This is a genomic window from Variovorax sp. 10N420 (assembly GCF_056394705.1).
On the sequence record NZ_JBFTIJ010000004.1, the window covers coordinates 478,200 to 501,881 of the forward strand.

Below are 23,682 nucleotides of genomic sequence, written 5' to 3' on the forward strand. Positions count from 1 at the left end.
GAATACTCAATGGCTCCGCTGCTTCCTACCATCAACGACCCCTCCCTGCTGCGGCAGTTGGACCGCGCTCAACTCAAGCAATTGGCCGACGAGGTACGCAGCTGCGTGCTCGACAACGTGTCGCGCACAGGCGGACACCTGAGTTCGAATCTCGGCACGGTCGAACTCACGGTCGCGCTGCACCACGTCTTCAACACGCCGCACGACCGGCTGGTGTGGGACGTGGGTCATCAAACCTATCCGCACAAGATCCTGACGGGCCGGCGCGAACGCATGCCGACGCTGCGTCAGCTCGGCGGCATTTCGGGCTTTCCGCAACGTACCGAGAGCGAGTACGACACCTTCGGCACCGCGCATTCTTCGACCAGCATTTCGGCCGCGCTCGGCATGGCGATGGCCGCCCGGCAAAAAGGCGAGGACCGCCATTCCGTCGCGATCATCGGCGATGGCGCGCTGACGGCCGGAATGGCCTTCGAAGCGCTCAACAACGCCGGCGTGTGCGACGACTGCAAGCTGCTCGTCATCCTGAACGACAACGACATGTCGATCAGCCCGCCGGTCGGTGCGCTCAATCGCTACCTTGCGCAGTTGATGAGCGGCAACTTCTACGCCGCCGCCAAGAACGTCGGCAAGAGCGTGCTGCGCGCGGCCCCGCCTCTGTTCGAGCTGGCCAAGCGATTCGAGCAGCATGCCAAAGGCATGGTGGTGCCCGCCACGCTCTTCGAGCAGTTCGGCTTCAACTATGTCGGACCGATCGACGGACACGACCTTGATTCGCTCGTGCCCACGCTCGAGAATCTCAAGCACTTGCGCGGGCCGCAATTCCTGCACGTGGTCACCAAGAAGGGGCAGGGCTACAAGCTGGCCGAGGCCGACCCTGTTGCTTATCACGGCCCTTCCAAGTTCGACCCGGCCGTTGGCCTGGTCAAACCTGCGACCGCGCCCAAGCAGACGTTTACGCAGGTCTTCGGCAACTGGCTTTGCGACATGGCTGCCCAGGACGGGCGGCTGGTCGGAATCACACCGGCGATGCGCGAGGGCTCGGGGCTGGTCGAATTCGAAAAACGCTTTCCTGAGCGCTACTACGACGTGGGCATTGCCGAGCAGCATTCGGTCACTTTCGCCGCCGGGCTCGCCTGCGAGGGCCTCAAGCCTGTGGTCGCGATCTATTCCACGTTTCTGCAGCGCGCCTACGACCAGCTCATTCACGACGTGGCGATTCAAAATCTTCCCGTCGTGTTCGCACTCGATCGCGCAGGCCTCGTGGGTGCCGACGGGGCGACGCATGCGGGTGCCTACGACATCTCGTTCTTGCGCTGCATTCCGAACATGAGCGTGGCTTGCCCGGCCGACGAGGCCGAATGCCGACAACTGCTGACCACTGCCTACCAGCAGAGCCATCCGGTGGCGGTGCGATATCCGCGCGGTTCGGGCGCCGGTGTCGTGCCGCACCAAACGCTGGAAGCGCTGCCGTACGGCAAAGGTGAAATCCGCCGCGAAGGCAAACGCATCGCGATCCTCGCTTTCGGCACCTTGCTCTATCCGGCCCTGCAGGCGGCTGAAGCGCTCGATGCCACCGTCGTCAACATGCGCTGGGCCAAGCCGCTCGATGTCGAACTGCTGCTGAAAGTCGCGGGCTCGCACGATGCCATCGTGACGGTCGAGGAAGGCGCCATCATGGGCGGCGCCGGCAGTGCCGTGCTCGAGGCGCTGCAGGCGGCGCAACTGCAAAAGCCGGTGCTTCAGCTCGGCTTGCCCGACCGCTTCATCGAACACGGCGACCCGGCCAAGCTGCTCGCCGGCATCGGACTCGATGCGGCGGGCATCGAGCAGTCGATCCGCGCGCGCTTCGAGCCTGCGCCCTGACTTGGCTCAACCGCCCAGGTAGGCGTCCTGCACCTTTGGGTTGCCGAGCAGTTCGCGGCCGCTGCCTGCCAGCACGATCTTTCCCGTTTCGATGACATAAGCGCGTTCGGCGATCTTGAGTGCTTGCCGCACGTTCTGCTCGACCAGGAAGATCGTCAGTCCCGCCTTATTGATCTCGCGCAGCGTGCGGAAGATGTCCTGCACGATGATCGGCGCGAGGCCCATCGACGGTTCGTCGAGCAGCAGCACGCGTGGCTTGGCCATCAGCGCGCGGCCGATCGCGAGCATCTGCTGTTCACCTCCCGACAGATTGCCCGCCAGGCCGTCGGCCCGCTCCTTCAGCCGAGGAAAGAGCGAGTAGATGTGGTCCAGATCGTCAGCGCGTTGCGCGCGGCCATCGCGCCGCGTATAGGCCCCGAGTTCGAGGTTTTCGCGCACCGTCAGCGTCGTGAGCGTGGCGCGCCCTTCGGCCACCTGCACCATGCCCGCGCCGACGATCTTGTGAGGCGAGAGATTGGTGAGGTCCTGCCCATCGAGCACGACGCGTCCCGCGGCCTTCTTCACGAGGCCCGACAGCGCCAGCAGCGTCGTCGACTTGCCCGCGCCATTGGCGCCGACCAGCGTGGTGATCTGGCCTTCATGCAACTCGAAGTCGATGCCTTTGACGGCCTCGATGTGGCCGTACGCGACATTGAGCCCTTCGACCTTCAGCAGAGGTGTCGCGCTCATGGAGAGACTCCCTCGTTCGTCGCTTCGTCCTCTTCGCGTCCGAGGTAGGCCTCGATCACCTGGGGGTCGTTGCGGATGTGGTCGGGGTCGCCACGCGAAATGATGCGGCCGAAGTTCAGCACGGCGATGTGCTCGCAAAGTCCCATCACGAAACGCATGTCGTGTTCGATCATGAAGATGGTGTAGCCGCGGGCCGAGATATTGCGGATCTCGTGCATCAGGTCGGTTTTCTCGGTGCTGTTCATGCCGGCGACAGGCTCGTCCAGCAGCAGCAGCTTGGGGTCCGTCGCAAGCGCGCGTGCGAGTTCGAGCTTGCGCTGGTCGCCGTACGAAAGGTTGTCGGCCACGTCTTCGCCCTTGTGGTCGAGCTTGACCCATGAGAGCAATTCGCGAGCTCTGTCGCGCGCGCGCCGTTCTTCGCTGCGGAAGAGGCCCGACGATGCGAGCAGGCCGAAGGGCCCATAGCGCAAGTTCGCATGCATCCCAACCATCACGTTTTCGAGCAGCGACATCTCCTTGAAGATGCGGATGTTCTGAAAAGTGCGAGCGATGCCGCCGCGCGTGATCTGGTAGGGCTTGAGCCCGGCGAGATCGCGTCCTTCGAACCGGATCGTGCCGCCCGTGGTGGGCAGCAGTCCCGTCGTGAGATTGAACACGGTGGTCTTGCCGGCGCCGTTGGGACCGATGAGTCCGAACACGCCGCCTTCTGGGATTTCGAGGTTCACGTCCTGCAGAACCTTGAGTCCCCCGAAGTGACGTGAAACGCCATCGAGCGTAAGCAGCGGCGCCGTCATGCTGTAACCCCCTTGCGTCCAAACCATTGGCGGAAGCGCGCGGGGTCCCAGATGCCCTTGGGCAGGAACAGCACGATCAGCACCAGGATCACGCCGTTCAGCACGAGCCGGAAATCGCCGAATGCACGCAGCGCTTCGGGCAAGATCGTCAGGATCACGCCGCCGAGCACGGGCCCGGTCAGGCCGTTGATGCCGCCCAGCACCGTCATCGTCAGGATGTCGACTCCGCGGTCGAAGCCGTATTCGTTCGGTCCGATGAAGAAGGTGAGGTGCGCGTTGAGCACGCCCGCCAGGCCGGCGATCGCGGCGCCCAGCACGAAGGCCAGCATCTTGTGCCCGCCGACGTCGATGCCCATCAGGCCGGCGGCGGTTTCGTCTTCCTTGATGGCTTCGAAGGCGCGGCCGATTTTTGAGCGGCGCATGCGCCATAGGCCCAGCAGCACGAGCACCACCGCCAAGCCGACATGCCACCATTGCGTGGATTGAGGGATGCCATTCAGGCCCAGCGCACCGCCCGTGAGCGATTCAGCATTGAGCACGATGATGCGCACCACTTCGCCGAAGGCCAGCGTGGCCATGGCGAGGTAGACGCCAGACAGCCGCAGCGTCGGCTTGCCGATGACGAACGCCGTGAGGGCTGGCGCCGCCATGCCTGCTGCGATAGCAACGGGGAAGGGCACGCCGTAGGTCATGGTGAGGATCGCCGAGGTGTAGGCGCCGATTCCCATGAATGCGGCATTGGCCATCGCGAGCATGCCGCACGAAAGCGTGAGCCAGATCGACAATGCCAGCAGCGCGTTCGTGCCCAGCGTGAGAACCAGATTGCTGTAGACCGACCAGAGATTGTCCAAAGCGCTCATTTGGAAACCTCCGCGCTGCGCGCTGCGGAGCGAGCTTGCTTGAAGCGGTTCGGCGCGGCGCTCATACCTTGCGCTCCTGCACGGTGCCGAAGAGGCCCTTCGGCCGCACGAGCAGCACCAGGAAAAGCAGGCCGAAAGCGACCGCGTCGCGCATGGTCGAACCGATGTAGGCCACCGACAGCACTTCTGCGAAGCCGAGGAAGAGCCCGCCGAGCATTGCGCCTCGAATATCGCCCATGCCGCCCAGGATGATCACTGCAATGCCCTTGTGCAGCATCGGCTGCCCCATGAGCGGAAACACGGCATTTGAATAGAGGCCAATCAGCACGCCAGCAAGTCCGCCGAGCGCGGCCGCCGCGAACGAGGTCAGATAGAACAGCCCTTCGACATTGATGCCGAGTAGGTGGGCCGCCTTGGGCGATTCGGCGATGGCGCGCAGGGCGCGGCCGAGCTGCGTGCGCTTGAGCGCGACCATGAGCACCGCCATCAGCACGAAGGACAGCAGGATGATGCCGAGCTCCAGCGCGGTGAGATGGATGCCGGCGAGATCCAGCGATTCACCCGACACCACACCTGCCGGAAAGCGCACGTTCTGCGCACCGAACAGGCCCTGTGTGCCGTTGTTGAGAATGATGGCCACCCCAATCGTCGCGATCATGGGAATCAGGTGAGGTGCGTTGCGAGCCCGAAGCGGCCTGAGCACCAGGAAGTCGATCAGCAGCCCGAGAAGCCCGCAAAACACGAACGCAAACAGCAGCCCGGCCCAAAGAGGCAAATCGAATCGCGCCATGGCCTGCACGGCCGCATAAGCGCCCACCATGAAAACCGCGCCGTGCGAAAGATTGATGACGCCAAGCACCCCGAAAATCAGCGTGAAGCCCAGCGCAAAAAGCGCATAGACACACCCCAGGGAAAGTGCATTGACAAGTTGCTGTTCAAGCATGGAATTTCTATCCAGAAGAAAGCGGGGCCGCCCAAAGGCGGAGATCCCCGCTATTCGTGAAACACCGCGGAACCGGCTATGCCGGGCCGCTGGTGTTGCCCCCGGCAGGGGGTAGGCGAAGCGACACGAAGTGCGCGAAGCCTGGGGGCGAGCTCTACTTCGTGATGACGAACTCGTTGCCCTTCGTCACGCTGACGATCGGCAACTGCTGCGCGTCATAGCCTGCGGGCTTGCCGCTCTTGTCGTTGGCACGGCGGAACTGGAATGCGCCAGTCGCACCGGTCCACTTCACGGCAGGCAGTGCGTCGCGCACGGCGGCACGGTCGGCCGGGAGGTTGCCCGTGACCTTGACGTTCTTGAGCGCCTGGGCGGCGATGTACATCGCGTCGTACGCTTGGGCGGCGAACTGGTCCGGCGCCGTCTTGTACTTCTCGGTGTAAGCCTTGATGAACTTGGTGTTCTCCGGCGTCGCATTGCTGGCCGACCATGGGCTGCCCACGTACAGGTTGTCGGATTGGCCCTTGGCCAGTTCGAAGACCTTGACCGAATTCATGCCGTTGCCGCCGATGATCGGCACGTTGAGCCCCAGTTGGCGGGCCTGCACCATGATCGGCGCGCCCTCGGCGAGCAGTGCGGACAGCACGATCGCATCGGCGCCGCTGGCCTTGATCTTCGTCAGCTGTGCCTTGAAGTCGACGTCGCCCTTGGCGAAGGTTTCGGTCGTTGTGACGGGGATCTTCAGGTCATCGAGCGCCTTCTTGAAGTTGTCATAGCCGCTCTTGGTGAACACGTCGTCGTTGCCATAGAGCACGGCGACCTTCTTGATGCCGGCGTTCTTCACGGCGGTCTTGATGGTCTCGGGCAGCACGTCGGCTTCGGTTACCGAGTTGCGGAAGACGTAGTCGCCGATGGAGGTAATGCCGTCAGCCGTGTTGGACGTGCCGAAAGCCACCGTCTTTCCAGCCTGGGCGATCGGGTCGGCGGCTTGCGCGGAGTTCGACAGCGTCGGGCCGAAGACCATCAGGACCTGGTCCTGGAAGATCAGCTTCTTGAAGACGTTGATGGCCTCTTCTTTCTTGCCCTGCTCGTCGGCGACGACGAGATCGATCTTGTTGCCATTGATGCCACCGGCAGCGTTGATTTCTGCGGCAGCGAGTTCGAAGCCGTTGCGAATGGCGACGCCGTACTGGGCTGCGCCGCCCGACAGGGCTTCGGCCACGCCGATCTTCAGGTCGGCGGCCTGGGCGGCCGTGCCAAAAGCGGCAAAGGCAGCAAGCGCGGCGCCTGCGAGCAGCGAAGTCTTGAACGAGAGTTGTCTCATCAGATGGTTCTTTCAGGGAACGGGTGGAACGGGGGCGGCCATTTTAAAGGCCGCTGGTAACCAGTTCCTACAATTGGCCCCCTTGTTTGTCTCTCGTTTTCCTGGAGTCTCGTTCGATGCGGCGTCGTTTTCTGATTCAACGTGGAGGGATCGCCGGTGTGCTGGCAGCCGGCATCGCGCCAGCGGTGCATGCGCAGGCCATGACACGTTGGCGCCTTGCGTCGAGCTTCGCGCCGCCCTTCGACATCCTCCTGGGTGCGGCCCAGAGCTTTGCCCGCAAGGTCGGCGAAATGAGCGGCGGCAGATTCCAGATCGACGTTCATGCCGCAGGCGAACTGATGTCGCCGCTGGGCGTGCTCGATGGCGTGGAGCGAGGCGCGATCGAGGCTTGCCATACGTCGGGAGCCAATTTCTTCGCGAAGAACCCGGCGTTTGCATTCGGCGCGGCGATCCCGTTCGGCATGAACGTACGCCAACTCGCTGCCTGGATGAATGAAGGCAACGGTCTGAAGCTCACACGTGAATTTCATGCCGGGTTCAACGCGATCAACTTTCCATGCGGGAGTGCCGGTGCGCAGCAGCTCGGCTGGTTTCGCAAGGAGATCAGGGATGTGCAGGACTTCAGGGGCCTGAAGGTCCGCACGAGCGGTTTGGCCGGGCGAATCTTCGCGCGCCTTGGAGCCAGCCCGCAGGAGCAGGCCGGCGCCGCCGTCGGCGCGGCCATAGGAACGAGCCCCTACGACGACCAGAAGAGCGGCGTTGCCAAGGGGGTGCGCCATGCCTATTTCCCCGGCTGGTGGGCTGGCGCCTTGCAGCTCGACCTGCTGGTCAATCAGAAGGCATTCGATGCGCTGTCTGCCGATCACAAAGCCATCGTGCAGGCGGCGAGCGCATCGGTAAATTCCGAGGTCCTCGCCAAGTACGATGCGCGAAACCCGGCGGCGATCCGGCAGTTGACCGGGGCCGGGGCATTGTTCAAGCCCTTTCCGCGGCGCGTGATCGACGCAGCATTCAAGGCATCGATGGATGTCTGCAGCGAACTCAGTGGCTCGGATGCCTTCTGGAAGAAGATCCACGGCGACTACCGCGCATTCCAGAAGGAGCAACTCTTCGGAGACCGCTTCCTCGCGTCACCGTTCGACACCTATATGCAATCCGCGAAGCTGTAGGTCGAAGCACGGTGTCGCCATAATGGCAGATGCCTTCGAGCCTGCCGCCAAGCACGCCATTCAGCGCCTCGGGCGTGCCGCATTCGATCGACTCCCCGGCCATGCGCAGTGCGGGCCGTGAATTGCTATCCCTTGCGCTGATCGACGCGCGAAACCATACGCTGCATCTCCTGTCGCTGTACGAACAGGCGCTCGGCTCCGCGGCGCTCGTGGTGCCGCAGGAAGAGGGCATCGATCCGCCCGTCTGGCTCGCGGGTCACATCGGCTGGTTCGCGGAATGGTGGATCGCGCGCAATACGCAGCGCGCTTTCGGCCTCCAGTGTCCGGTTCGTCCCACGCGGCTCGCGGCCATCGAACCGAATGCCGACGGTTGGTGGAATCCTTCGCAGATCGATCGGCCGGAGCGCTGGTCCGCCGACATGCCCGACTTGGCGCAGACCAAGTCCTATCTGCTCGAAACGCTCGAAAGCACTCTGGAGTTGCTCGAGCACGCGGCTGAGACGGATGCGGGTCTTTATTTTTATCGGCTCGCATTGTTCCATGAGGACCTTCGCGGCGAGCAACTCGTGGTGATGGCGCAGACGCTCGGGCTGCCCCTGGGCGTCGAATTTCCGGCCTCTGCCGTGACTCGTGAACCGCTGCTCGTTCCGGCGACTTCGTGGGAACTCGGACAACCGGATGCGGGCTTCATCTTCGCGCAGGAAGGCGGCATGCAGCGCGTCGACGTTCCTGAATTCGAGATTGACGCCCAGCCATTGACGTGGAGCCAGTACGTCGAGTTCGTCGATGACGGCGGCTACGACCGGCCGGAGTTCTGGCGCCCGGAGGGCCTGCAATGGCTCGCAGCCCAGACCGAAGGCCGGCGCGGCCCGCGGCACGTCGAGCAGATCGGCGCCGCGCACCACGGCAGCGGTGGCTCTGTGCTGCGGCAGCATTTCGGCAGGACCATGCGTGCGGCAGGCAGCCACAGCGTGGTGCATGTGAGTTGGTGGGAGGCCGACGCCTATGCCCGATGGGCGGGTCGGAGGATCGCGACCGAAGTCGAATGGGAGATTGCCGCTCACACTGCGACGCGCCGCGGCTTCCGCTGGTCGGACGTGCACGAGTGGACCGCGGGCACGCTCCAGCCATGGCCCGGCTTTCACGTCGATCCTTGGAGCGAAGGCGGTCCGTTCGATCCGCGGCCTGCATTCGGCAAGGCCAGAGTGCTGCGCGGCGCTTCGTTCGCGACCCGGGCGCGAATGCGATCGCCGAAGCGAAGGGGCTTCGCGCTGCCGGACCGCGACGATGGATTTTGCGGTTTCAGGACTTGCGCCATCTGACCCACTCACAGGAGTCTCCAACCATGAAAGCAGCCGTGCTCGGCGAATTCGGCAAGCCCCTCGTCATCGAGGACATTCCCGTGCCCGAGCCGCAGGCCGGTGAGGTGCTTATTGAAGTGCTTGCCTGCGGCGTGTGCCATTCCGATCTGCACATCGTCGAAGGCGACCAGCCCGGATTCCGTGCGCACACCAAGCCGCGCGTCGTGCCCGGGCATGAAGTCGTCGGCAGAGTCGTGCGCATCGCGGATGGGGTGACGGAGCTTCGCGAAGGCGATCGCATCGGCGTTCCATGGCTCTACCGCGCCTGCGGTAAATGCGAGCAATGCCTGGAAGGTAACGAGAACCTGTGTCGCAAGGGATCGGCAGTGACCGGCATGTCCGTCGACGGCGGCTTTGCGCAATTCATGTGCGCGAATGCGGCCTACGCGGTCCGCATCCCCGATGCATTGAGCGACGAGCAGGCAGCGCCGCTGCTCTGCGCCGGCGTGACGAGCTATCGCGCGCTCAAGAAAGCAAATATCGCTCCGAAGCAGCGCGTGGCGGTGTTCGGTATTGGGGGGCTCGGGCATTTGGCCGTTCAGATCGCGCGTTCGATGGGCGCCGAAGTCTTCGCGCTCGATGTGAGCGACGCGAAGCTCGATCTGGCTCGCGAACTGGGCGCGGATCACGCGTTGAACGCGGCGGATCCCGAAGCCCTGGCGATGATCCGCAAGAAGGGTGGCGCACATGTGGCTGCCGTTACTTCGGCCGCTCACCCGGCTTATGACGCGGCGATGACGATCCTTCGCCCGGGCGGCACTGTTTGCGTCATCGGCCTGCCGTCGGATCCTCTGCGATTCCACGCTCTGGCGCTTGTCGGCAGCGAAGCGCACATCGTCGGGTCGGCTGTCGGCACGCGCGAAGATCTGCGCGCGGTGCTTGATCTCGCAGCCCGGGGCGAATTGCATTGCCGCGTGGAAACGAGCCCGCTTTCGAGGGTCAATGAAGTCTTTGACGCCATGCGCAGCGGCAGCATTGCGGGTCGCGTCGTGCTGGACCCACGAAGCTAGAGCTAAAGCGCCCGCACTCAACGGTCCATGGGCAAGTAAAGGCTTTCCTTCACTTCTTCCATCACGACGTAGCTGCGTGATTCGGCAGTCACCGGCAGTTTCTTCAGCAGGCTGCCGAGCAGGTCGCGATAGTCGCTCATGGCCCGAAGGCGCGCCTTGATGAGGTAGTCGAAGCCACCCGACACCAGATGGCATTCCATGACCTCCGGCACCAGCAGCAGCTCCTGCCTGACCTTGTCGAACACGTCGCCTGATTTTGAAGAAAGCGTGACTTCGACGAACACCAGAAGCGTCTTTCCGATCGCTTGAGGATTCACGCGGGCGTAGTAGCCGGTGATCACGCCTCCGCGCTCCAGTCGGCGAACGCGCTCGGAGCAAGGAGAGGTGGAGAGGCCGATCTGCTCCGCCAGATCCGTCATCGAGATTCGGCCTTGCCGCTGCAGCACGTCCAGGATTTTCCTGTCGGTACGGTCGAGTTCCATCATTCACTCCTTGCAGGCCCCTGGACGATCTTCGGCGGCAAAAATCGCTGCATCGGTGCCAAATTTCAGCGAAGTTTATGGCAAATGAAGCAATAAGCTTTCAGCCTGTCCTGCATGAATGAGGTCTCGCAATGAAAGTGATCGTTCTCGGCGGTGGCGTGATCGGCGTCACGACAGCCTATTACCTTGCACGCTCCGGCGCCGAGGTGACGCTCGTCGATCGCCAGGACGGCCCGGCGCAGGAAACCAGCTTTGCCAACGCCGGCCAGGTATCCCCCGGCTACTCGACACCTTGGGCGGCGCCGGGCATTCCCCTCAAGGCGCTGAAGTGGATATTTCAGAAGCACGCACCGCTGTCGATTCGGCCCGATGGCTCGCTGTTTCAACTCCGCTGGATGGCCGCCATGCTCAAGAACTGCTCGCCCGAGCGCTATGCCGTCAACAAGGAACGCATGATGCGCGTGGCCGAATACAGCCGCGATTGCCTGCGTGAGCTGCGCGCGGAGACGGGCGTGAGCTACGAGCACCGCACGCAGGGCACCCTTCAGCTGTTCCGCACCCAGGCGCAGCTCGATGCCGTGCAGCGCGACCTGGCAGTGCTCGAGGAATGCGGCGTGCCTTATCAATTGCTCGACCGAAGCCAACTGGCCAGCGTCGAACCAGCGCTGGCGCGCACGGGCGATCTGCTCGCGGGTGGCCTGCGCCTGCCGAACGATGAAACTGGCGACTGCAATCTCTTCACGCAAGGACTGGCTGCGGTTGCGCGCGGGCTGGGCGTGAATTTTCGCTTCGGCCAGTCGGTTGAAGGGCTCGCCACCGAAAGCGGACGCATCACTGGCGTACGCCTTGCTGGCGCGAACCCGGAAGTCCTCACGGCCGACCGCTATGTGCTCGCCTTCGGCAGCTATTCGCGTGACTTCATCGCGCCGCTCGGCCTGGACCTTCCCGTTTACCCGGTCAAAGGTTATTCGCTGACAGTGCCACTGGTCGATCCCGCGCTGGCGCCGCAATCCACCGTGCTCGACGAGACCTACAAGGTCGCGGTCACACGTTTCGACGATCGAATTCGCGTCGGCGGAATGGCCGAGCTGGGCGGGTTCGACTTGCGGCTGAATCCAAACCGCCGCGAGACGCTGGAGCGCGTGATCACTGATCTCTTCCCTTGTGGCGATCTGCCCCGCGCCACCTTCTGGACAGGGCTCCGGCCAATGACGCCCGACAGCACGCCCATCATCGGCGGCACGTCGTACGGGAACCTGTTTCTCAACACGGGGCACGGTACGCTGGGCTGGACCATGGCCTGCGGCTCCGGCAAGCTCGTGGCCGACCAGGTGATGGGCCGCCGCCCGGACATTCGCACGGATGGTCTTTCGGTCGATCGCTATCTCGCACCTGACTCGCGCGGCAGGCGGCTTGCGCACCCTGCGGGCTTGCCTGCCTGACATCACGCCGTGACGGAATTGAAGTACAACCAGTCGCATGAGCCTCAACGTTCCAGACATCGTCGCCCTGTTCGAATCCAAGGGCCATGCCCAATATGACGGCGAGCCCGTCACACAGCTCCAGCATGCGTTGCAGACAGCCCATCTGGCCGAGCAGGCGGGGTCGGACAGCGCCTTGATCACCGGGGCGCTGCTTCACGATCTGGGGCATCTTCTGCACGACTTCGGCGGCACACCCACGCGACAAGGGTTGGACGATCTGCATCAATACCGTTGCTTGCCCTTTCTCCGCTCGCTGTTCAGTCCTGCAACGCTCGAGCCGATCCGGTTGCACGTGGACGCCAAGCGATTCCTGTGCGCAAGGGTCGAGGGCTATCACGCGTCGCTGTCTGCCGACTCCCGGCGCAGCCTGGTGCTGCAGGGTGGCGTCTTCGATGATGCTCAAGCGCGGGCCTTCGAGGCACTGCCGTATGCCGGCGACGCCGTGCGCCTGAGGCAGTGGGACGACGCTGCCAAGTCGGCAGATGCCGAAGCGCCTTCGTTGGCGCACTTCGTTCGTCACATGGAATCCTGCTCGACCGAGCATCGGAGCGCGCCGCTGCGCACATGACCTCCCAGGTCATCGACCGCCTGCGCTGTCCCGGCGACCATTCCCTCACCCCGCGACGTTGCGGGTGTTGAACACCGAAAGGAATCGCCATGAACACCGCCATCCCCGATGCCCAACATGTGGCCGAGAACTACATCGCCGTGTGGAATGAAACGGACGAATCGCGTCGCCTGGACCTGCTCGAGACGCACTGGACCGACGATGCGCGCTACGTTGACCCTGTCGCACAAGGCAGCGGACGCGCGCAGATCAGCGCCTTGATCGGCGTGGTGCATCGGCGCTATCCGGGCTTTCGTTTCGCGCTCAAGGGCCGGCCCGACGGCCACGGCGATCAAATGCGCTTTTCGTGGACGCTCGGCCCGAGCGGCGCGGACGACCTGATCGAAGGCACTGACTTCGTGCAACTCGAAGCAGGCAGGCTGCAGTCGGTCACCGGCTTCCTGGACAAGGTGCCCGCGGCCGCTTGAGTCGCTAGACGCCGGCCGAGGTCGCCTGCTCGAGTTCTCGCCGGATCGCCGCTGCGCTTTCGGGGCGCACGAGTCTGGCGAGTTCCTTGCCTTCGCGCATGAAGATCAGCGTGGGCCAGAGCTTGACCCGGAACGAGCGCCCCAGGGGTCGCCCGCTGCCGTCTTCGATCTTGAGGTGGCGCAGCGGTGGCGCCCCGGTGAGGGCTTCCGAAATCAGCGGCTGCGCTGCCTTGCAGAAGCCGCACCAGTCGGTGCCGAATTCGACCAAGGTCAGGCCAGGGAGTGCGTCGACTTCAGCGCGTGAAGGTGCAACGGTCGCATAGCTTTGGTTCATTCGTGTGATTCTGCTCGACCGGCAAAAACCGCGCTCGCGGCATCGCTGGCGGGCAAGGATCAGCTCAGCAGTCTTCCGTTGGCGCTGATCACGGCAACGTCCACGAACTGATTGCCTTCGCGGTTGCTGCGTCCGAAGTTGATCTTCACGCCGCCGAGGTCGTAGCCCTCGATGTGCTCCAGCCCCGCGATCACGGCTGCGCGCGTGGGCGAAGGACCGGCGCGGCGCAGGCCTTCGGCAAGTACGGCAGCGTCCATGTAGCCTTCGAGGCTCGGCAGCGAAAACTCCTTGGAGCCGTTGGCCAGCATGTCCGCCTGATAGCGGCGGACGATTTCGAACTTGGTCGCGAAGGGCGAGGGCACCACCATGGCAAAGCCCAAGCCGTGCGCAAGTTCGCCCATGGCGCCGAGCGAGCCTGCGGTGATCGATAGGCCATAGGCGCTGCTCTTGCCGCCGGCGGCGCGCAGGGCGCGAACGAAGGCGGGCGCTGTGCCTGCGAGGCCGATGATGACGATCTGCGGCGCTGCTTCGGCGATCTGCTTGGCGGCGGGGTCGACTTCCATGCTGGTCGTGCTCGGCGTGCTGGCGATCACGGCAGGTTCGATCTTGGCCTTGGCGAGCGCCGCCTTGAAGCCCGCGAGCAGCGACTGGCCCAGCGGATCGTTCGAATACACGAGGCCGATGCGTGATTGCCCGAGCACGGCCGCAGTGGCGACGAGCTTTTCGATCTCCTGGTCATAGTTCGCGCGGACCCAGAAGGTGTTCGGCGCCGCTTTCTTGCGCAGCGAGACGGTGCCTGTGTTGGGGCCGACAACGGCCATGCCGGGGACGGCGTCGCTCACTTCGGCCGTCTGGCGCGTGCCGAGCGGATGCACCATCGCGAGCACCGAGCTGTCCGCCGCGAAGGCGAGGGCGTTGGCCTTCGCGTTCTCGGGCTTGAACTGGTCGTCGGCCATCACCAGTTCCACCTTCGTGCCGTTGATCCCGCCAGCGCGGTTCAGTGCATTGAAGTAGGCGCTCGACCCGAGGAAAAGTCCTGTTCCGTTCGCCTTTTCGACGCTGCTGTTGTCGAAAGTCGCTCCGACACGGATGGCCTTCGCCTGCGCAAATGCGGGAAAGCCAAGGCCGACTGCAACCGCAGCGCCCGTCAGGCGGCCGAGCACTTGGCGTCGCGTGGGCTTCGGCGACACGGAAAAGGTACGGGCCTCGGATGCGCTCATGGTCAACTTCCCAGTCGTGCCGCCGGAAGGCGTGCAATTGTTTTTAACAACTGCTGACAATAGCAACTAAATGTAAAGCGGTCACTACCTCGGGTAGGTTGAACCTGCGCCGGTGTGGCAAACAACACGAAGTCTGCCCAGGTGGGCTGAGCGTGTTTCAGCGGCTGCCTTTTCAGCTCAAGCGGCGGCTGCGTGTCAGCTTGCGGTAGACGGTCGCGCGACTGATGCCCAGTGCACGGGCCGCTTCGGCGACGTTGCCGCGCGCCTCGTCCACTGCCTTGCGGATCAGCGCGGTTTCGACGTCGCGCAGCCGCGGTCGGCTCGTTCCGCCCGGCGCATGAAGCGTGCGCGCGCTCGTCAGCTGAGCCCGAGCCTGCACGCGCAAACCCGACCAGAGCGGCACTTCAAGCATCGCTTCGCCACGTCGTGCCGCGTCAAAAAGCATTTGCGGCGGCAGCGCGAAGAGATCGTGGCAGTTCAAGAGCGGCCCGGCCGCCAGTGGCCGATGCAGCATGTGGCGGGCGGCAGCATTGGCGCCGGTCACGTTTCCGTCGGCATCGATGCACAAGAGCCCTTCGGTGTCGGCGCCCGTGGGACACCCCGGCCAGCCGATATGAAGCAGCAGCTCGCAAGGATGATGCTGCAGCAACCCGTTCTCAATGCTGCGCGCCGACAGCGCCGCCAAATGCCGAAGCTCCGGCCGCTCGACGACCTGCACGCCTGTCAGATCCAACATGCCGATGCATTCGCCCTGTGGCCCGAACAGCGGCGCACCCGCGCAGCTGTAGATGCTGGTGTCTTCGAAGAAGTGTTCGCCGCGATGCAGCCAGACAGACTCATGCTCGGCCAAGGCGGCGCCGATGGCTGTGGTGCCCACGGCGCGTTCAGAAAGATCGACCCCGATGCGGGCGATGTCACGGGCGCGGCGGGCGGATTCGTCGCTGCCGCCGGGAAGATCGCCGACGTCGACAACGATGCCATCCGCATCGGTGAGGATCGCGAAATACCGCGTGTCCGCAATGGCGCGCGACAGCCGATCTAGTACCGGCCGTGCCGCGGCGACCAGGGCGCAATTGCGTTCTGCCACTCGACGCGCTGCCGGTGCGGAGACGGGATCGAAACTCACACGTTGCCGCGGCTGGTGCCCGGCGTCCAGGCAGCGCTGCCATGATCGCAAAAGCCACGGCTCGATGCGCGTTGCGGGCGAGCTGGAACTCGGCATCGGCTCGCGATCGATCCATTCGCGTCTCGCCTGGGCGATGGAAAGGGAACGCTCGGGTGCGGGCGAAGCGGCTTGGACGGTCATCGTGTGGGGCGGGCTGAATCGGCCCAGGTTGCGGATTCGCCGGAGAGGCGAGAGGGGCGAGCTGTTTCATTTTGAGAATTTCAGGGAGATCGTGCAAGCGCATAGGGTTTTGCCTAGGGTTGCGGTCAGGTCCGACGTCCAAGATTCGGTGGCTGAAAACAGCCATCACCTTCCAACGGAGACAGCCAAATGCAGGTTTCATTCACGGTCAACGGGCGCGAGGTCACGGTCGACGCTCCCCCCAACACGTTCCTCGTCCAGGCGATCCGCGAGCACCTTCATCTGACCGGCACGCATGTCGGTTGCGACACGGCCCAATGCGGCGCATGCACGATCCACGTGAACGGCCGGGCCGTCAAGTCGTGCAACGTGCTGGTTGCCCAGGTGGCGGGCGCCCAACTCACGACCATCGAAGGGATCGCCCAGCCCGATGGCACGATGCATCCCATGCAGGCCGCCTTCAAGGAGTGCCACGGCCTGCAATGCGGTTTCTGCACCCCCGGCATGGTGATGAGCGCCATCGACCTGTGCACTTACCACCCCAACTCCAGCGAGGCGGAAATCCGCGAACTGCTCGACGGCAATCTCTGCCGCTGTACCGGCTACCAGAACATCGTCAAGGCGGTGCAGATGGGCGGCGAGGCCATGGCGGCCGCACCCGCCAAGGCAACGGTCACCGCCTGAGGAGAACGACATGGGTGCATCCGACTTCTCCAACCTGCCGCACATCGGCGAGGCACTTCGGCGCAAGGAAGACTATCGCTTTCTGACCGGCGCTGGCCAATACACCGATGACGTGACCATGGCCAACCAGGCCCACGCCGTGTTCCTGCGTTCGCCGCATGCGCACGCGAAGATCACGTCCATCGACATCGATGCCGCTTCGAAGATGCCCGGTGTGGTCGGCATCTTCAGCGGCAAGGACATTGACGGAAAGATGGGCGGACTGCCCTGCGGTTGGCTCATCAACAACCCCGACGGCACGCCGATGAAGGAGCCACCGCATCCGATCCTCGCGATCGGCAAGGTGCGCTACGTCGGCGACCACGTTGCGATGATCGTGGCCGAGACGGTCGAGCAGGCCAAGAATGCCGCCGAGGCGATCGTGGTCGAGTACGAGGAGTTGCCGGCACTCGTGAGCGTGGGCGACGCCGCCAAAAAGCAGAGTGGCGTGACCATTCATGAACAGGCGCCCGACAACCAGTGCTACAAGTGGGTGATCGGTGACAAGGCGGGCGTCGACGCGGCATTTGCGAATGCAGCGCACGTCACCAAGCTCGATCTCGTCAACAACCGGCTCGTGCCCAATCCGATCGAGCCGCGCGTCGCCATCGGCAACTACAGCCGCGCGAACGAGGAATACACGCTCTACGTCTCCAACCAGAATCCGCACGTCGAGCGGCTGCTGATGACGGCTTTCGTGCTGGGCTTGCCCGAGCACAAGGTGCGCGTGATTGCGCCGGACGTGGGCGGAGGCTTCGGCTCCAAGATCTATCTGTATGCCGAGGACGTGTGCCTCACCTGGGCCGCGAAGCAGCTCAATCGCAGCATCAAGTGGACGGGTGAGCGTTCGGAGTGCTTCCTGTCCGACGCGCATGGTCGCGACCATGTCAGCCACGCCGAAATGGCAATGGACGCGCAAGGCAAATTCCTGGCGATGCGGGTGCACACGGATGCCAACCTGGGTGCCTACCTGTCGACGTTCTCGACGGCCGTGCCCACCATCCTTTACGCGACGCTGCTCGCGGGCCAATACACGACGCCGCAGATTTACGTCGAAGTCGATGCGTGGTTCACCAACACGGCGCCGGTCGATGCCTATCGCGGAGCGGGCCGGCCCGAGGCCACCTACCTGCTCGAACGATTGGTGTCGCGCTGCGCCTGGGAAATGAACCTGGGACAGGACGAGATCCGCAAGCGCAACTTCATCACGAGCTTTCCCTACCAGACGCCAGTGGCGCTTCAGTACGACACGGGCGACTTCCATGCCTGCATGGACAAGGCGAAGACGCTGGCCGACGTCGCCGGTTTCGCGCAGCGCAAGTCCGCCAGCGAGGCGAAGGGCAAGCTGCGGGGCATCGGCTATTCAAGCTACATCGAAGCTTGCGGCATCGCGCCTTCGAACATCGCCGGTGCGCTCGGCGCACGCGCGGGGCTGTTCGAGTGTGGCGAGATCCGCGTGCATCCCACCGGCAGCGTGACGGTCTTCACCGGCTCGCACAGCCACGGGCAGGGCCATGAGACCACGTTCGCCCAGGTGGTCGCGGCTCGCCTGGGCATCGCGGTCGATGCGGTCGATGTGGTGCACGGCGACACGGGCCGCGTGCCCTTCGGCATGGGCACCTACGGCTCGCGCTCGATCTCGGTCGGCGGCGCCGCGATCATGAAGGCGCTCGACAAGATCGAAACCAAGGCCAAGAAGATCGCGGCGCACCTCATGGAAGCGAGCGACGCCGACATCGAGTTCGCCAACGGTGAGTTCACCGTCAAGGGCACCGACAAGAAGATCCCCTTCGGGCAAGTGGCGCTGACCGCCTACGTGCCGCACAACTATCCGCTGGACAAGCTCGAGCCCGGCCTCAACGAAACCGCGTTCTACGACCCGACCAACTTCACCTTCCCCGGAGGCACCTACATCTGCGAAGTCGAGATCGACAAGCAGACCGGCGAGGTCAAGGTCGACCGCTTCACGGCCGTGGACGATTTCGGCACCATCATCAATCCGATGATTGTCGAAGGGCAGGTGCTCGGCGGACTCGTACAGGGCATCGGGCAGGCGCTGATGGAAAACTGCGTCTACGACAACGAGACGGGCCAGTTGCTGACGGGCAGCTTCATGGACTACGCCATGCCCCGTGCGGAAGACTTTCCGACTTTCAAGCTCGACACCGTGTGCACGCCTTGCACGCACAACCCGTTGGGCACCAAAGGCTGCGGCGAGGCCGGCGCGATCGGCTCGCCACCGGCGGTGATCAATGCGGTGCTCGACGCGCTGGCGCCGCTCGGCGTCAAGGACTTCGACATGCCGGCTTCGCCCCATCGAGTCTGGGAAGCAATGCAGAAGGGCAGCGTGAGCCCGACCCAGCAGCCTCAGCAACCCTCGCTCGCCGCCAGCACGCAAGGCCGTCCGGCCCCCTGATCACAGAAGGAAAAAAACACCATGTATGCCTTCACACTCGAACGCCCCACGACTCTGGCGGATGCGGTCAAGCTCGCAGCCGCGGGTGCCAAGCCGCTGGCCGGCGGGCAGACTCTGCTTGCTTCGATGAAGCTGCGCCTTTCGGCGCCGGAGCAACTCGCCGACCTGAGCGGCGTCCAGGAACTCACCGGCATCAGCAAGGCTGGCGATGCCCTGGTGATCGGTGCGATGTCACGTCACCTGGATGTGGCGAACAACGCCGACGTCCGGGCTTCCTTCCCGGCGCTGGCTTGGCTGGCCGCGCACATCGGCGACCGGCAGGTGCGTGCCATGGGCACCATCGGCGGCTCGGTCGCGAACAACGATCCGGCCGCGTGTTATCCCGCGGCGGTGCTGGCGACGGGCGCCACTGTCGTCACCACGCAGCGCGAGATTGCGGCGGACGACTTCTTCCAGGGCCTCTTCACCACTGCACTGACGGACGGCGAGTTGATCAAGGCGATCCGTTTTCCGATCCCGAAGCGCGCGGCCTATGAAAAGATCCGCCAGAAGGCATCGAACTTCCCGCTCGTCGGCATCTTCGTCGCGCAGTACGACGCCGGCGTGCGCGTCGCGGTGACCGGTGCCGGCAACGGCGTGTTCCGCCACACGGGGCTCGAGCAGGCTCTGACCAAGAGCTTCACGCCGGAAGCCGCAGCCGGCGTGAAGATCGACGCGAGCGATCTCAACAGCGATCTGCACGCTTCGGCCGCCTACCGCGCGAATCTCATTGGTGTTCTCACGCAGCGAGCAGTCGCGAAGGCGCTCGGATAAGCTTTCGCGATGACCGACATCACGCCTGCAGCGACCGCACCCTTCTCCACCATTGACGCGGTCGTGCAGGCGCTCCAGGGCGCCGGGTACTACGCTGACAGGCGTCTTGCGACGGCGGTGTTCCTGGCGCTGCGGCTGCAGCGACCGCTTCTGCTGGAAGGCGAGCCCGGCGTGGGCAAGACCGAACTGGCGAAGGCCTTGTCGACCGCGCTGCAGCGCGAACTGCTGCGCCTGCAGTGCTATGACGGGCTCGAGCAGCGCGAGGCGCTCTACGAATGGAACTACGCGGCGCAACTGCTGCACATGCGTGCGGCGGAAGCGCAAGGTATCTCGACCGATGTCGAATCCGAGGTCTACCAGCCGCGCTATCTCATCCGACGGCCACTGCTGCAGGCGCTGCAGGCGCCCGCACCCGGAGCGGTCCTGCTCGTGGACGAGGTCGATCGCGCGGACGAGCCCTTTGAGGCCTTTCTGCTCGAATATCTGGGCGAGTATCAGGTCAGCATTCCCGAACTCGGAACCGTGCGAGCCCTGGTTTCGCCGGTCACCATCCTGACCAGCAACCGCACGCGCGAGCTCAACGATGCGGTCAAGCGGCGCTGCCTCTATCACTGGCTCGACTATCCCGAGCGAGAGCGTGAGCTGGCAATCGTGCGGGCTCAGGTGCCGCAGGCCAGCAGCGTGCTTTCAGAGCAGGTGGCCGCCTTCGTCGGCCGCTTGCGCAGTGCGCCGTTCGCGAGCGCATTCCAGCGTGGTCCCGGCATCGCCGAAAGCGTTGAGTGGGCCAAGGCGCTCGTCGCGCTGGACACCATCGAACTCGATCCCGAGATCGTCGTCGACACGGCGGGCATCCTCTTCAAGCAGCGTGACGACGTGGCGGCGCTGACGCATGAATTGGCATCGGACCTTCTCAAGCCCCAGGAGGAGGCGGCACCTTGACCGACGGTGTGGTTCACCAGCTCGGCGATGCTCGAAAGGGCAAGCTTGCAGGCAACATGCTGGGCTTTGGCCGGGCATTGCGGCGCGCTGGCGTGCGCACTGATTCGATGCGCATCGCGCTCGCCGCCGAAGCGGCCACGCTCGTCGGTGTGGAAAGCCGCTTCGATCTTGCTGCCGCGATCGAATCCGTGATGATCAGCCGTGAGGAAGATCGGCTGGTGTTCCGCGAGCTGTTCGACGCGTGGTTTCGCGATCCCGAACTGGCCAACAAGCTGCTGGCCCAGATGCTGCCGACCGCGGAAGGCAAGGCGGAGCCTTCGAAGCGCCGCCCGCGCGTTCGCGAGGCGCTCGCCGCGCCGCGCGATACCGTGCGTCCTGTGCAGAACGATCGCGAGGTTGATTTCGACGCGGCGATGACGGCGAGCGATCGATCGCGCGTCCACCATGCCGACTTCAACGCACTCGGCGCTGCGGAGTACCGGCTGGTGGAGCGCCTGGCGCGCGACGTTGCCCTGCCGATTCCGACGCTGCCCGCCCGTCGCTTGCGCGCTACCGGCGATGCAGGCGCCCATTCGCGCATGCATTGGCCTGGCGTGCTGCACGAGGCTGCGCGCACCGGCGGAGAAATCCTTCGACTGCCGAGATGGGCGCGGCGCAAGCAGCCGTTGCCGTTGCTGGTCCTGGTGGATGTGTCGGGCTCGATGGAGCGCTACGCCAGATTGCTCCTCGCCTTTCTCCACGCTGCGACCCGGCGTTCGGGACGGCGCGATGTCTTCGCTTTCGGCACCCACCTGACCGACCTGACGCCGGCCTTCCGCATTGCCGATACCGATTCGATGCTCGCGGCAGCGAGCGACGCCATCGACGACTTCGCGGGCGGCACGCGCCTGGGTGAATCGCTTGCAGAACTGCGGCGCCGGCACGCGCGCCGGCTGACCGGACGTCGCACGCTGGTGCTCGTGATCAGCGACGGCCTGGACACCGGCGAGCCCGAGACGCTGGAGAGCGAACTGCTCTGGCTCAAGCGCCATTCGCGGCGCGTGCTGTGGCTGAACCCGCTGATGCGCTATGAGGGCTACGCTCCCCTTGCGCGCGGTGCGGCCATGTTGCATCGCCATGCGGACGCAATGCTCGCGGTCCACAATCTCAGTGCCCTCGAACAACTGGCGACGAGCCTCGCCGCTCTCATGCGGTCCGGCCGGTAACAGTCGCCACCGCCCCGCTTCTAACTCTAAGGAAGAACCACCATGGAAATGCTCGGCAACCGCAAGCTCGGCATCACGCAGCAACAAGCCTGGGAGGCGCTCAACGATCCCGAGACGCTGAGGAAATGCATCCCCGGCTGCGACAAGTTCGAGCTGACCGGCGACAACCAATACAGCGTTGCGTTGGCCGTCAAGGTGGGTCCGGTGTCGGCCAAGTTCAACGGCAAGGTCACGCTGGCCGACATCACCCCGCCGGACAGCTACAAGCTTTCTTTTGAAGGGCAGGGCGGCGTAGCCGGTTTCGCCAAAGGATCGTCGAGCGTTTCGCTCAGGCCCGTCGCCGACAACGGCGAAGGCTGCGAACTCGACTACACGGTGCAAGCGCAGGTGGGCGGCAAGATCGCGCAACTGGGCCAGCGCCTGATCGACGGTGCCGCCAAGTCGACCGCCGACGATTTCTTCAAGCGCTTCGAGGCTGAGATGCAAAGCCGTTATGGCCCACCTCCTGAAGCTGTGGCGGCGGACGCACCCCCGGCAGAAGAAAAGAAGGGCGCGATGGCCGGATTCATGCAGAAGCTTGGCTTCGGCAAGAAGTCAGATGGAGACGCCGACACAGAAGAAAAGCCGGCCGACTGAGGCGGTCCGGAAAGCGAGACACGAAGATGGAAAACCTGGATGTCATGGTGCTGCGCGCGCTGCGCGACTGGCGCTTGGCCGGCCGCCGCGCAATGCTTTCGACGGTGGTCCGCACGTGGGGCTCCTCGCCTCGCCCGATCGGATCGATCATGGCGCTTGCCGAAGATGGTGCGGTCGTGGGATCGGTATCGGGCGGTTGCATCGAAGACGATTTGATCGCGCGCTACAGCCGCGCGCATGGGGACGGCGTCATGCCCACGGGCGCGCCGGCGCTGGTCAAGTACGGCATCACCGCCGACGAAGCGCATCGTTTCGGCTTGCCTTGTGGCGGCACGCTGGAACTGCTGCTCGAATACGACCCGGACCCCGGCTCGCTCCAAACGCTCGTGGCCTCGCTTGAAGAGGGCCGCCTGATGCAGCGCACCGTGCGGCTCGCCGACGGCTCGGTCAAGCTGGCAGAAGCCGAATCGCCGGCGGAGCTTTCGGTCGACGACACGGAACTGGTCAATACCTTCGGCCCCGAATACCGCATGCTGCTGATTGGCGCCGGTCAACTCGCCGAATACCTCGCGACCATGGCGAAGTTCTGCGGCTTCGCGGTCACGCTGTGCGACCCCCGCACTGAATACCGGACCGGCTGGACTTTGCCCGGCGTGACGATCACGACCGAAATGCCGGACGATGCGGTGACCGCCTTCAAACCCGATCGCCGCACCTGTGTCGTCGCACTCACGCACGACCCCAAGCTGGACGACTTGGCGCTGCTCGAGGCTCTGCAGAGCGAAGCGTTCTACGTCGGCGCGATCGGCTCGCGCCGCAATGCCGAAGCGCGCAGAGATCGCATGATCGAGCACTTCGACCAGACGGCCGAATCGCTGGCGCGGCTGCGCGGCCCGATCGGCATCTACATCGGCAGCAAGACGCCTCCCGAGATTGCGGTCAGCGTGATGGCGGAAATCCTGGCGGTGAAGAATGCGGTGTCGTTGCCGCGCGAAGCGGCGGTCGCCGTGGCGAAGGCCGCGGCCGAATAGATCGA

At 64.5% G+C, this 23,682-nt stretch carries 23 protein-coding genes; 14 read left to right on the forward strand and 9 right to left on the reverse strand.

Features of this window, described 5'->3' with window-relative positions; all coding sequences use genetic code 11:
- Positions 1-9 precede the first annotated feature (9 nt).
- On the forward strand, positions 10-1,866 hold the full coding sequence (gene dxs / locus AC1DEK_RS13425) for a 1-deoxy-D-xylulose-5-phosphate synthase (RefSeq protein ID WP_478125714.1): 1,857 nt from the start codon (positions 10-12) through the stop codon (positions 1,864-1,866).
- Positions 1,867-1,872: 6 nt separating this feature from the next.
- On the opposite strand, the gene AC1DEK_RS13430 is transcribed toward dxs, so the two are convergent.
- From AC1DEK_RS13430 to AC1DEK_RS13450, 5 genes are all read right to left on the reverse strand, one after another.
- Complete coding sequence (locus AC1DEK_RS13430; RefSeq protein WP_478125715.1) at positions 1,873-2,595, reverse strand: ABC transporter ATP-binding protein; 723 nt, start codon at positions 2,593-2,595, stop codon at positions 1,873-1,875.
- On the reverse strand, positions 2,592-3,389 hold the full coding sequence (locus AC1DEK_RS13435) for an ABC transporter ATP-binding protein (RefSeq protein WP_478125716.1): 798 nt from the start codon (positions 3,387-3,389) through the stop codon (positions 2,592-2,594). Before AC1DEK_RS13435 ends, AC1DEK_RS13430 begins: the two co-directional genes overlap by 4 nt.
- Complete coding sequence (locus tag AC1DEK_RS13440; protein WP_478125717.1) at positions 3,386-4,249, reverse strand: branched-chain amino acid ABC transporter permease; 864 nt, start codon at positions 4,247-4,249, stop codon at positions 3,386-3,388. The genes AC1DEK_RS13435 and AC1DEK_RS13440 overlap by 4 nt, the downstream gene beginning before the upstream one ends.
- Before the next feature lie 61 nt (positions 4,250-4,310).
- Positions 4,311-5,192 carry a branched-chain amino acid ABC transporter permease gene (locus AC1DEK_RS13445; RefSeq protein ID WP_478125718.1) on the reverse strand — a complete coding sequence of 294 codons (882 nt, stop codon included), beginning with the start codon at positions 5,190-5,192 and terminating at the stop codon, positions 4,311-4,313.
- Positions 5,193-5,346: 154 nt separating this feature from the next.
- On the reverse strand, positions 5,347-6,513 hold the full coding sequence (locus AC1DEK_RS13450; RefSeq protein WP_478125719.1) for an ABC transporter substrate-binding protein: 1,167 nt from the start codon (positions 6,511-6,513) through the stop codon (positions 5,347-5,349).
- A gap of 116 nt (positions 6,514-6,629) precedes the next feature.
- Between AC1DEK_RS13450 and AC1DEK_RS13455 the strand changes: the two genes are divergently transcribed.
- Genes AC1DEK_RS13455 through AC1DEK_RS13465 form a run of 3 tightly spaced genes read left to right on the forward strand, consistent with a single transcriptional unit; the run spans position 6,630 to position 10,053 of the window.
- Positions 6,630-7,682, forward strand: a complete 1,053-nt coding sequence (locus AC1DEK_RS13455; RefSeq protein ID WP_478125720.1) for a TRAP transporter substrate-binding protein — start codon at positions 6,630-6,632, stop codon at positions 7,680-7,682.
- A gap of 29 nt (positions 7,683-7,711) precedes the next feature.
- Positions 7,712-9,004, forward strand: a complete 1,293-nt coding sequence (locus tag AC1DEK_RS13460; RefSeq protein ID WP_478125721.1) for an SUMF1/EgtB/PvdO family nonheme iron enzyme — start codon at positions 7,712-7,714, stop codon at positions 9,002-9,004.
- Between the two features lie 23 nt (positions 9,005-9,027).
- Positions 9,028-10,053, forward strand: coding sequence for an alcohol dehydrogenase catalytic domain-containing protein (locus AC1DEK_RS13465; RefSeq protein ID WP_478125722.1), 1,026 nt, complete (start codon positions 9,028-9,030; stop codon positions 10,051-10,053).
- Between the two features lie 17 nt (positions 10,054-10,070).
- Here AC1DEK_RS13465 and AC1DEK_RS13470 read toward each other — a convergent pair whose 3' ends face one another.
- Positions 10,071-10,538, reverse strand: coding sequence for a winged helix-turn-helix transcriptional regulator (locus AC1DEK_RS13470; protein ID WP_478125723.1), 468 nt, complete (start codon positions 10,536-10,538; stop codon positions 10,071-10,073).
- A gap of 128 nt (positions 10,539-10,666) precedes the next feature.
- Between AC1DEK_RS13470 and AC1DEK_RS13475 the strand changes: the two genes are divergently transcribed.
- The 3 genes from AC1DEK_RS13475 to AC1DEK_RS13485 all read left to right on the forward strand — a co-directional run bounded on the left by AC1DEK_RS13475 (position 10,667) and on the right by AC1DEK_RS13485 (position 13,054).
- Positions 10,667-11,977 carry a D-amino acid dehydrogenase gene (locus tag AC1DEK_RS13475; protein ID WP_478125724.1) on the forward strand — a complete coding sequence of 437 codons (1,311 nt, stop codon included), beginning with the start codon at positions 10,667-10,669 and terminating at the stop codon, positions 11,975-11,977.
- A gap of 37 nt (positions 11,978-12,014) precedes the next feature.
- Positions 12,015-12,587, forward strand: a complete 573-nt coding sequence (locus AC1DEK_RS13480) for a phosphonate degradation HD-domain oxygenase (protein WP_478125725.1) — start codon at positions 12,015-12,017, stop codon at positions 12,585-12,587.
- Between the two features lie 89 nt (positions 12,588-12,676).
- Entirely contained in the window at positions 12,677-13,054 is a 378-nt protein-coding gene (locus AC1DEK_RS13485) for a nuclear transport factor 2 family protein (RefSeq protein WP_478125726.1), read from the forward strand.
- Positions 13,055-13,058: 4 nt separating this feature from the next.
- Here AC1DEK_RS13485 and AC1DEK_RS13490 read toward each other — a convergent pair whose 3' ends face one another.
- The 3 genes from AC1DEK_RS13490 to AC1DEK_RS13500 form a co-directional block, all read right to left on the reverse strand.
- Positions 13,059-13,388 (reverse strand): thioredoxin family protein, encoded by a 330-nt coding sequence (locus tag AC1DEK_RS13490; RefSeq protein ID WP_478125727.1) that lies wholly within the window; start codon positions 13,386-13,388, stop codon positions 13,059-13,061.
- A 59-nt stretch (positions 13,389-13,447) separates the two neighbouring features.
- Complete coding sequence (locus AC1DEK_RS13495) at positions 13,448-14,608, reverse strand: ABC transporter substrate-binding protein (RefSeq protein WP_478125728.1); 1,161 nt, start codon at positions 14,606-14,608, stop codon at positions 13,448-13,450.
- Positions 14,609-14,780: 172 nt separating this feature from the next.
- Positions 14,781-15,914: a helix-turn-helix domain-containing protein gene (locus AC1DEK_RS13500; RefSeq protein ID WP_478125729.1), complete on the reverse strand. Its 1,134-nt coding sequence runs from the start codon at positions 15,912-15,914 to the stop codon at positions 14,781-14,783.
- A 189-nt stretch (positions 15,915-16,103) separates the two neighbouring features.
- On the opposite strand from AC1DEK_RS13500, the gene AC1DEK_RS13505 reads away from it, so the two are divergent.
- From AC1DEK_RS13505 to AC1DEK_RS13535, 7 genes are read left to right on the forward strand one after another with little or no spacing between them, the layout of a single operon-like run.
- The gene (locus AC1DEK_RS13505) at positions 16,104-16,598 is read left to right on the forward strand and encodes a (2Fe-2S)-binding protein (RefSeq protein ID WP_478125730.1); all 495 of its coding nucleotides are present in this window, start codon (positions 16,104-16,106) and stop codon (positions 16,596-16,598) included.
- Positions 16,599-16,608: 10 nt separating this feature from the next.
- Positions 16,609-19,053, forward strand: coding sequence for a xanthine dehydrogenase family protein molybdopterin-binding subunit (locus tag AC1DEK_RS13510; protein ID WP_478125731.1), 2,445 nt, complete (start codon positions 16,609-16,611; stop codon positions 19,051-19,053).
- Between the two features lie 21 nt (positions 19,054-19,074).
- Complete coding sequence (locus AC1DEK_RS13515) at positions 19,075-19,866, forward strand: FAD binding domain-containing protein (RefSeq protein ID WP_478125732.1); 792 nt, start codon at positions 19,075-19,077, stop codon at positions 19,864-19,866.
- A 9-nt stretch (positions 19,867-19,875) separates the two neighbouring features.
- Positions 19,876-20,805 carry an AAA family ATPase gene (locus tag AC1DEK_RS13520; RefSeq protein WP_478125733.1) on the forward strand — a complete coding sequence of 310 codons (930 nt, stop codon included), beginning with the start codon at positions 19,876-19,878 and terminating at the stop codon, positions 20,803-20,805.
- A gap of 56 nt (positions 20,806-20,861) precedes the next feature.
- Entirely contained in the window at positions 20,862-22,010 is a 1,149-nt protein-coding gene (locus AC1DEK_RS13525) for a vWA domain-containing protein (protein ID WP_478125853.1), read from the forward strand.
- Positions 22,011-22,052: 42 nt separating this feature from the next.
- Positions 22,053-22,646 (forward strand): CoxG family protein, encoded by a 594-nt coding sequence (locus tag AC1DEK_RS13530; RefSeq protein ID WP_478125734.1) that lies wholly within the window; start codon positions 22,053-22,055, stop codon positions 22,644-22,646.
- Between the two features lie 26 nt (positions 22,647-22,672).
- Complete coding sequence (locus AC1DEK_RS13535; RefSeq protein WP_478125735.1) at positions 22,673-23,677, forward strand: XdhC family protein; 1,005 nt, start codon at positions 22,673-22,675, stop codon at positions 23,675-23,677.
- Positions 23,678-23,682: the final 5 nt, after the last annotated feature.

What these genes read in the sequence shown, in the direction of transcription:
- AC1DEK_RS13520 (WP_478125733.1), top strand. Translation starts at nt 19,876, where the DNA reads ATGACCGACATCACGCCTGCAGCGACCGCACCCTTCTCCACCATTGAC.
- AC1DEK_RS13510 (WP_478125731.1), top strand. Translation starts at nt 16,609, where the DNA reads ATGGGTGCATCCGACTTCTCCAACCTGCCGCACATCGGCGAGGCACTT.
- AC1DEK_RS13525 (WP_478125853.1), top strand. Translation starts at nt 20,862, where the DNA reads ATGCTGGGCTTTGGCCGGGCATTGCGGCGCGCTGGCGTGCGCACTGAT.
- AC1DEK_RS13445 (WP_478125718.1), bottom strand. Translation starts at nt 5,192, where the DNA reads ATGCTTGAACAGCAACTTGTCAATGCACTTTCCCTGGGGTGTGTCTAT.
- AC1DEK_RS13530 (WP_478125734.1), top strand. Translation starts at nt 22,053, where the DNA reads ATGGAAATGCTCGGCAACCGCAAGCTCGGCATCACGCAGCAACAAGCC.
- AC1DEK_RS13485 (WP_478125726.1), top strand. Translation starts at nt 12,677, where the DNA reads ATGAACACCGCCATCCCCGATGCCCAACATGTGGCCGAGAACTACATC.
- AC1DEK_RS13440 (WP_478125717.1), bottom strand. Translation starts at nt 4,249, where the DNA reads ATGAGCGCTTTGGACAATCTCTGGTCGGTCTACAGCAATCTGGTTCTC.
- AC1DEK_RS13490 (WP_478125727.1), bottom strand. Translation starts at nt 13,388, where the DNA reads ATGAACCAAAGCTATGCGACCGTTGCACCTTCACGCGCTGAAGTCGAC.
- AC1DEK_RS13430 (WP_478125715.1), bottom strand. Translation starts at nt 2,595, where the DNA reads ATGAGCGCGACACCTCTGCTGAAGGTCGAAGGGCTCAATGTCGCGTAC.
- AC1DEK_RS13450 (WP_478125719.1), bottom strand. Translation starts at nt 6,513, where the DNA reads ATGAGACAACTCTCGTTCAAGACTTCGCTGCTCGCAGGCGCCGCGCTT.
- AC1DEK_RS13495 (WP_478125728.1), bottom strand. Translation starts at nt 14,608, where the DNA reads ATGAGCGCATCCGAGGCCCGTACCTTTTCCGTGTCGCCGAAGCCCACG.
- AC1DEK_RS13435 (WP_478125716.1), bottom strand. Translation starts at nt 3,389, where the DNA reads ATGACGGCGCCGCTGCTTACGCTCGATGGCGTTTCACGTCACTTCGGG.
- AC1DEK_RS13505 (WP_478125730.1), top strand. Translation starts at nt 16,104, where the DNA reads ATGCAGGTTTCATTCACGGTCAACGGGCGCGAGGTCACGGTCGACGCT.
- AC1DEK_RS13535 (WP_478125735.1), top strand. Translation starts at nt 22,673, where the DNA reads ATGGAAAACCTGGATGTCATGGTGCTGCGCGCGCTGCGCGACTGGCGC.
- AC1DEK_RS13460 (WP_478125721.1), top strand. Translation starts at nt 7,712, where the DNA reads ATGCCTTCGAGCCTGCCGCCAAGCACGCCATTCAGCGCCTCGGGCGTG.
- AC1DEK_RS13515 (WP_478125732.1), top strand. Translation starts at nt 19,075, where the DNA reads ATGTATGCCTTCACACTCGAACGCCCCACGACTCTGGCGGATGCGGTC.
- AC1DEK_RS13500 (WP_478125729.1), bottom strand. Translation starts at nt 15,914, where the DNA reads ATGACCGTCCAAGCCGCTTCGCCCGCACCCGAGCGTTCCCTTTCCATC.
- dxs (WP_478125714.1), top strand. Translation starts at nt 10, where the DNA reads ATGGCTCCGCTGCTTCCTACCATCAACGACCCCTCCCTGCTGCGGCAG.
- AC1DEK_RS13475 (WP_478125724.1), top strand. Translation starts at nt 10,667, where the DNA reads ATGAAAGTGATCGTTCTCGGCGGTGGCGTGATCGGCGTCACGACAGCC.
- AC1DEK_RS13455 (WP_478125720.1), top strand. Translation starts at nt 6,630, where the DNA reads ATGCGGCGTCGTTTTCTGATTCAACGTGGAGGGATCGCCGGTGTGCTG.
- AC1DEK_RS13470 (WP_478125723.1), bottom strand. Translation starts at nt 10,538, where the DNA reads ATGATGGAACTCGACCGTACCGACAGGAAAATCCTGGACGTGCTGCAG.
- AC1DEK_RS13480 (WP_478125725.1), top strand. Translation starts at nt 12,015, where the DNA reads ATGAGCCTCAACGTTCCAGACATCGTCGCCCTGTTCGAATCCAAGGGC.
- AC1DEK_RS13465 (WP_478125722.1), top strand. Translation starts at nt 9,028, where the DNA reads ATGAAAGCAGCCGTGCTCGGCGAATTCGGCAAGCCCCTCGTCATCGAG.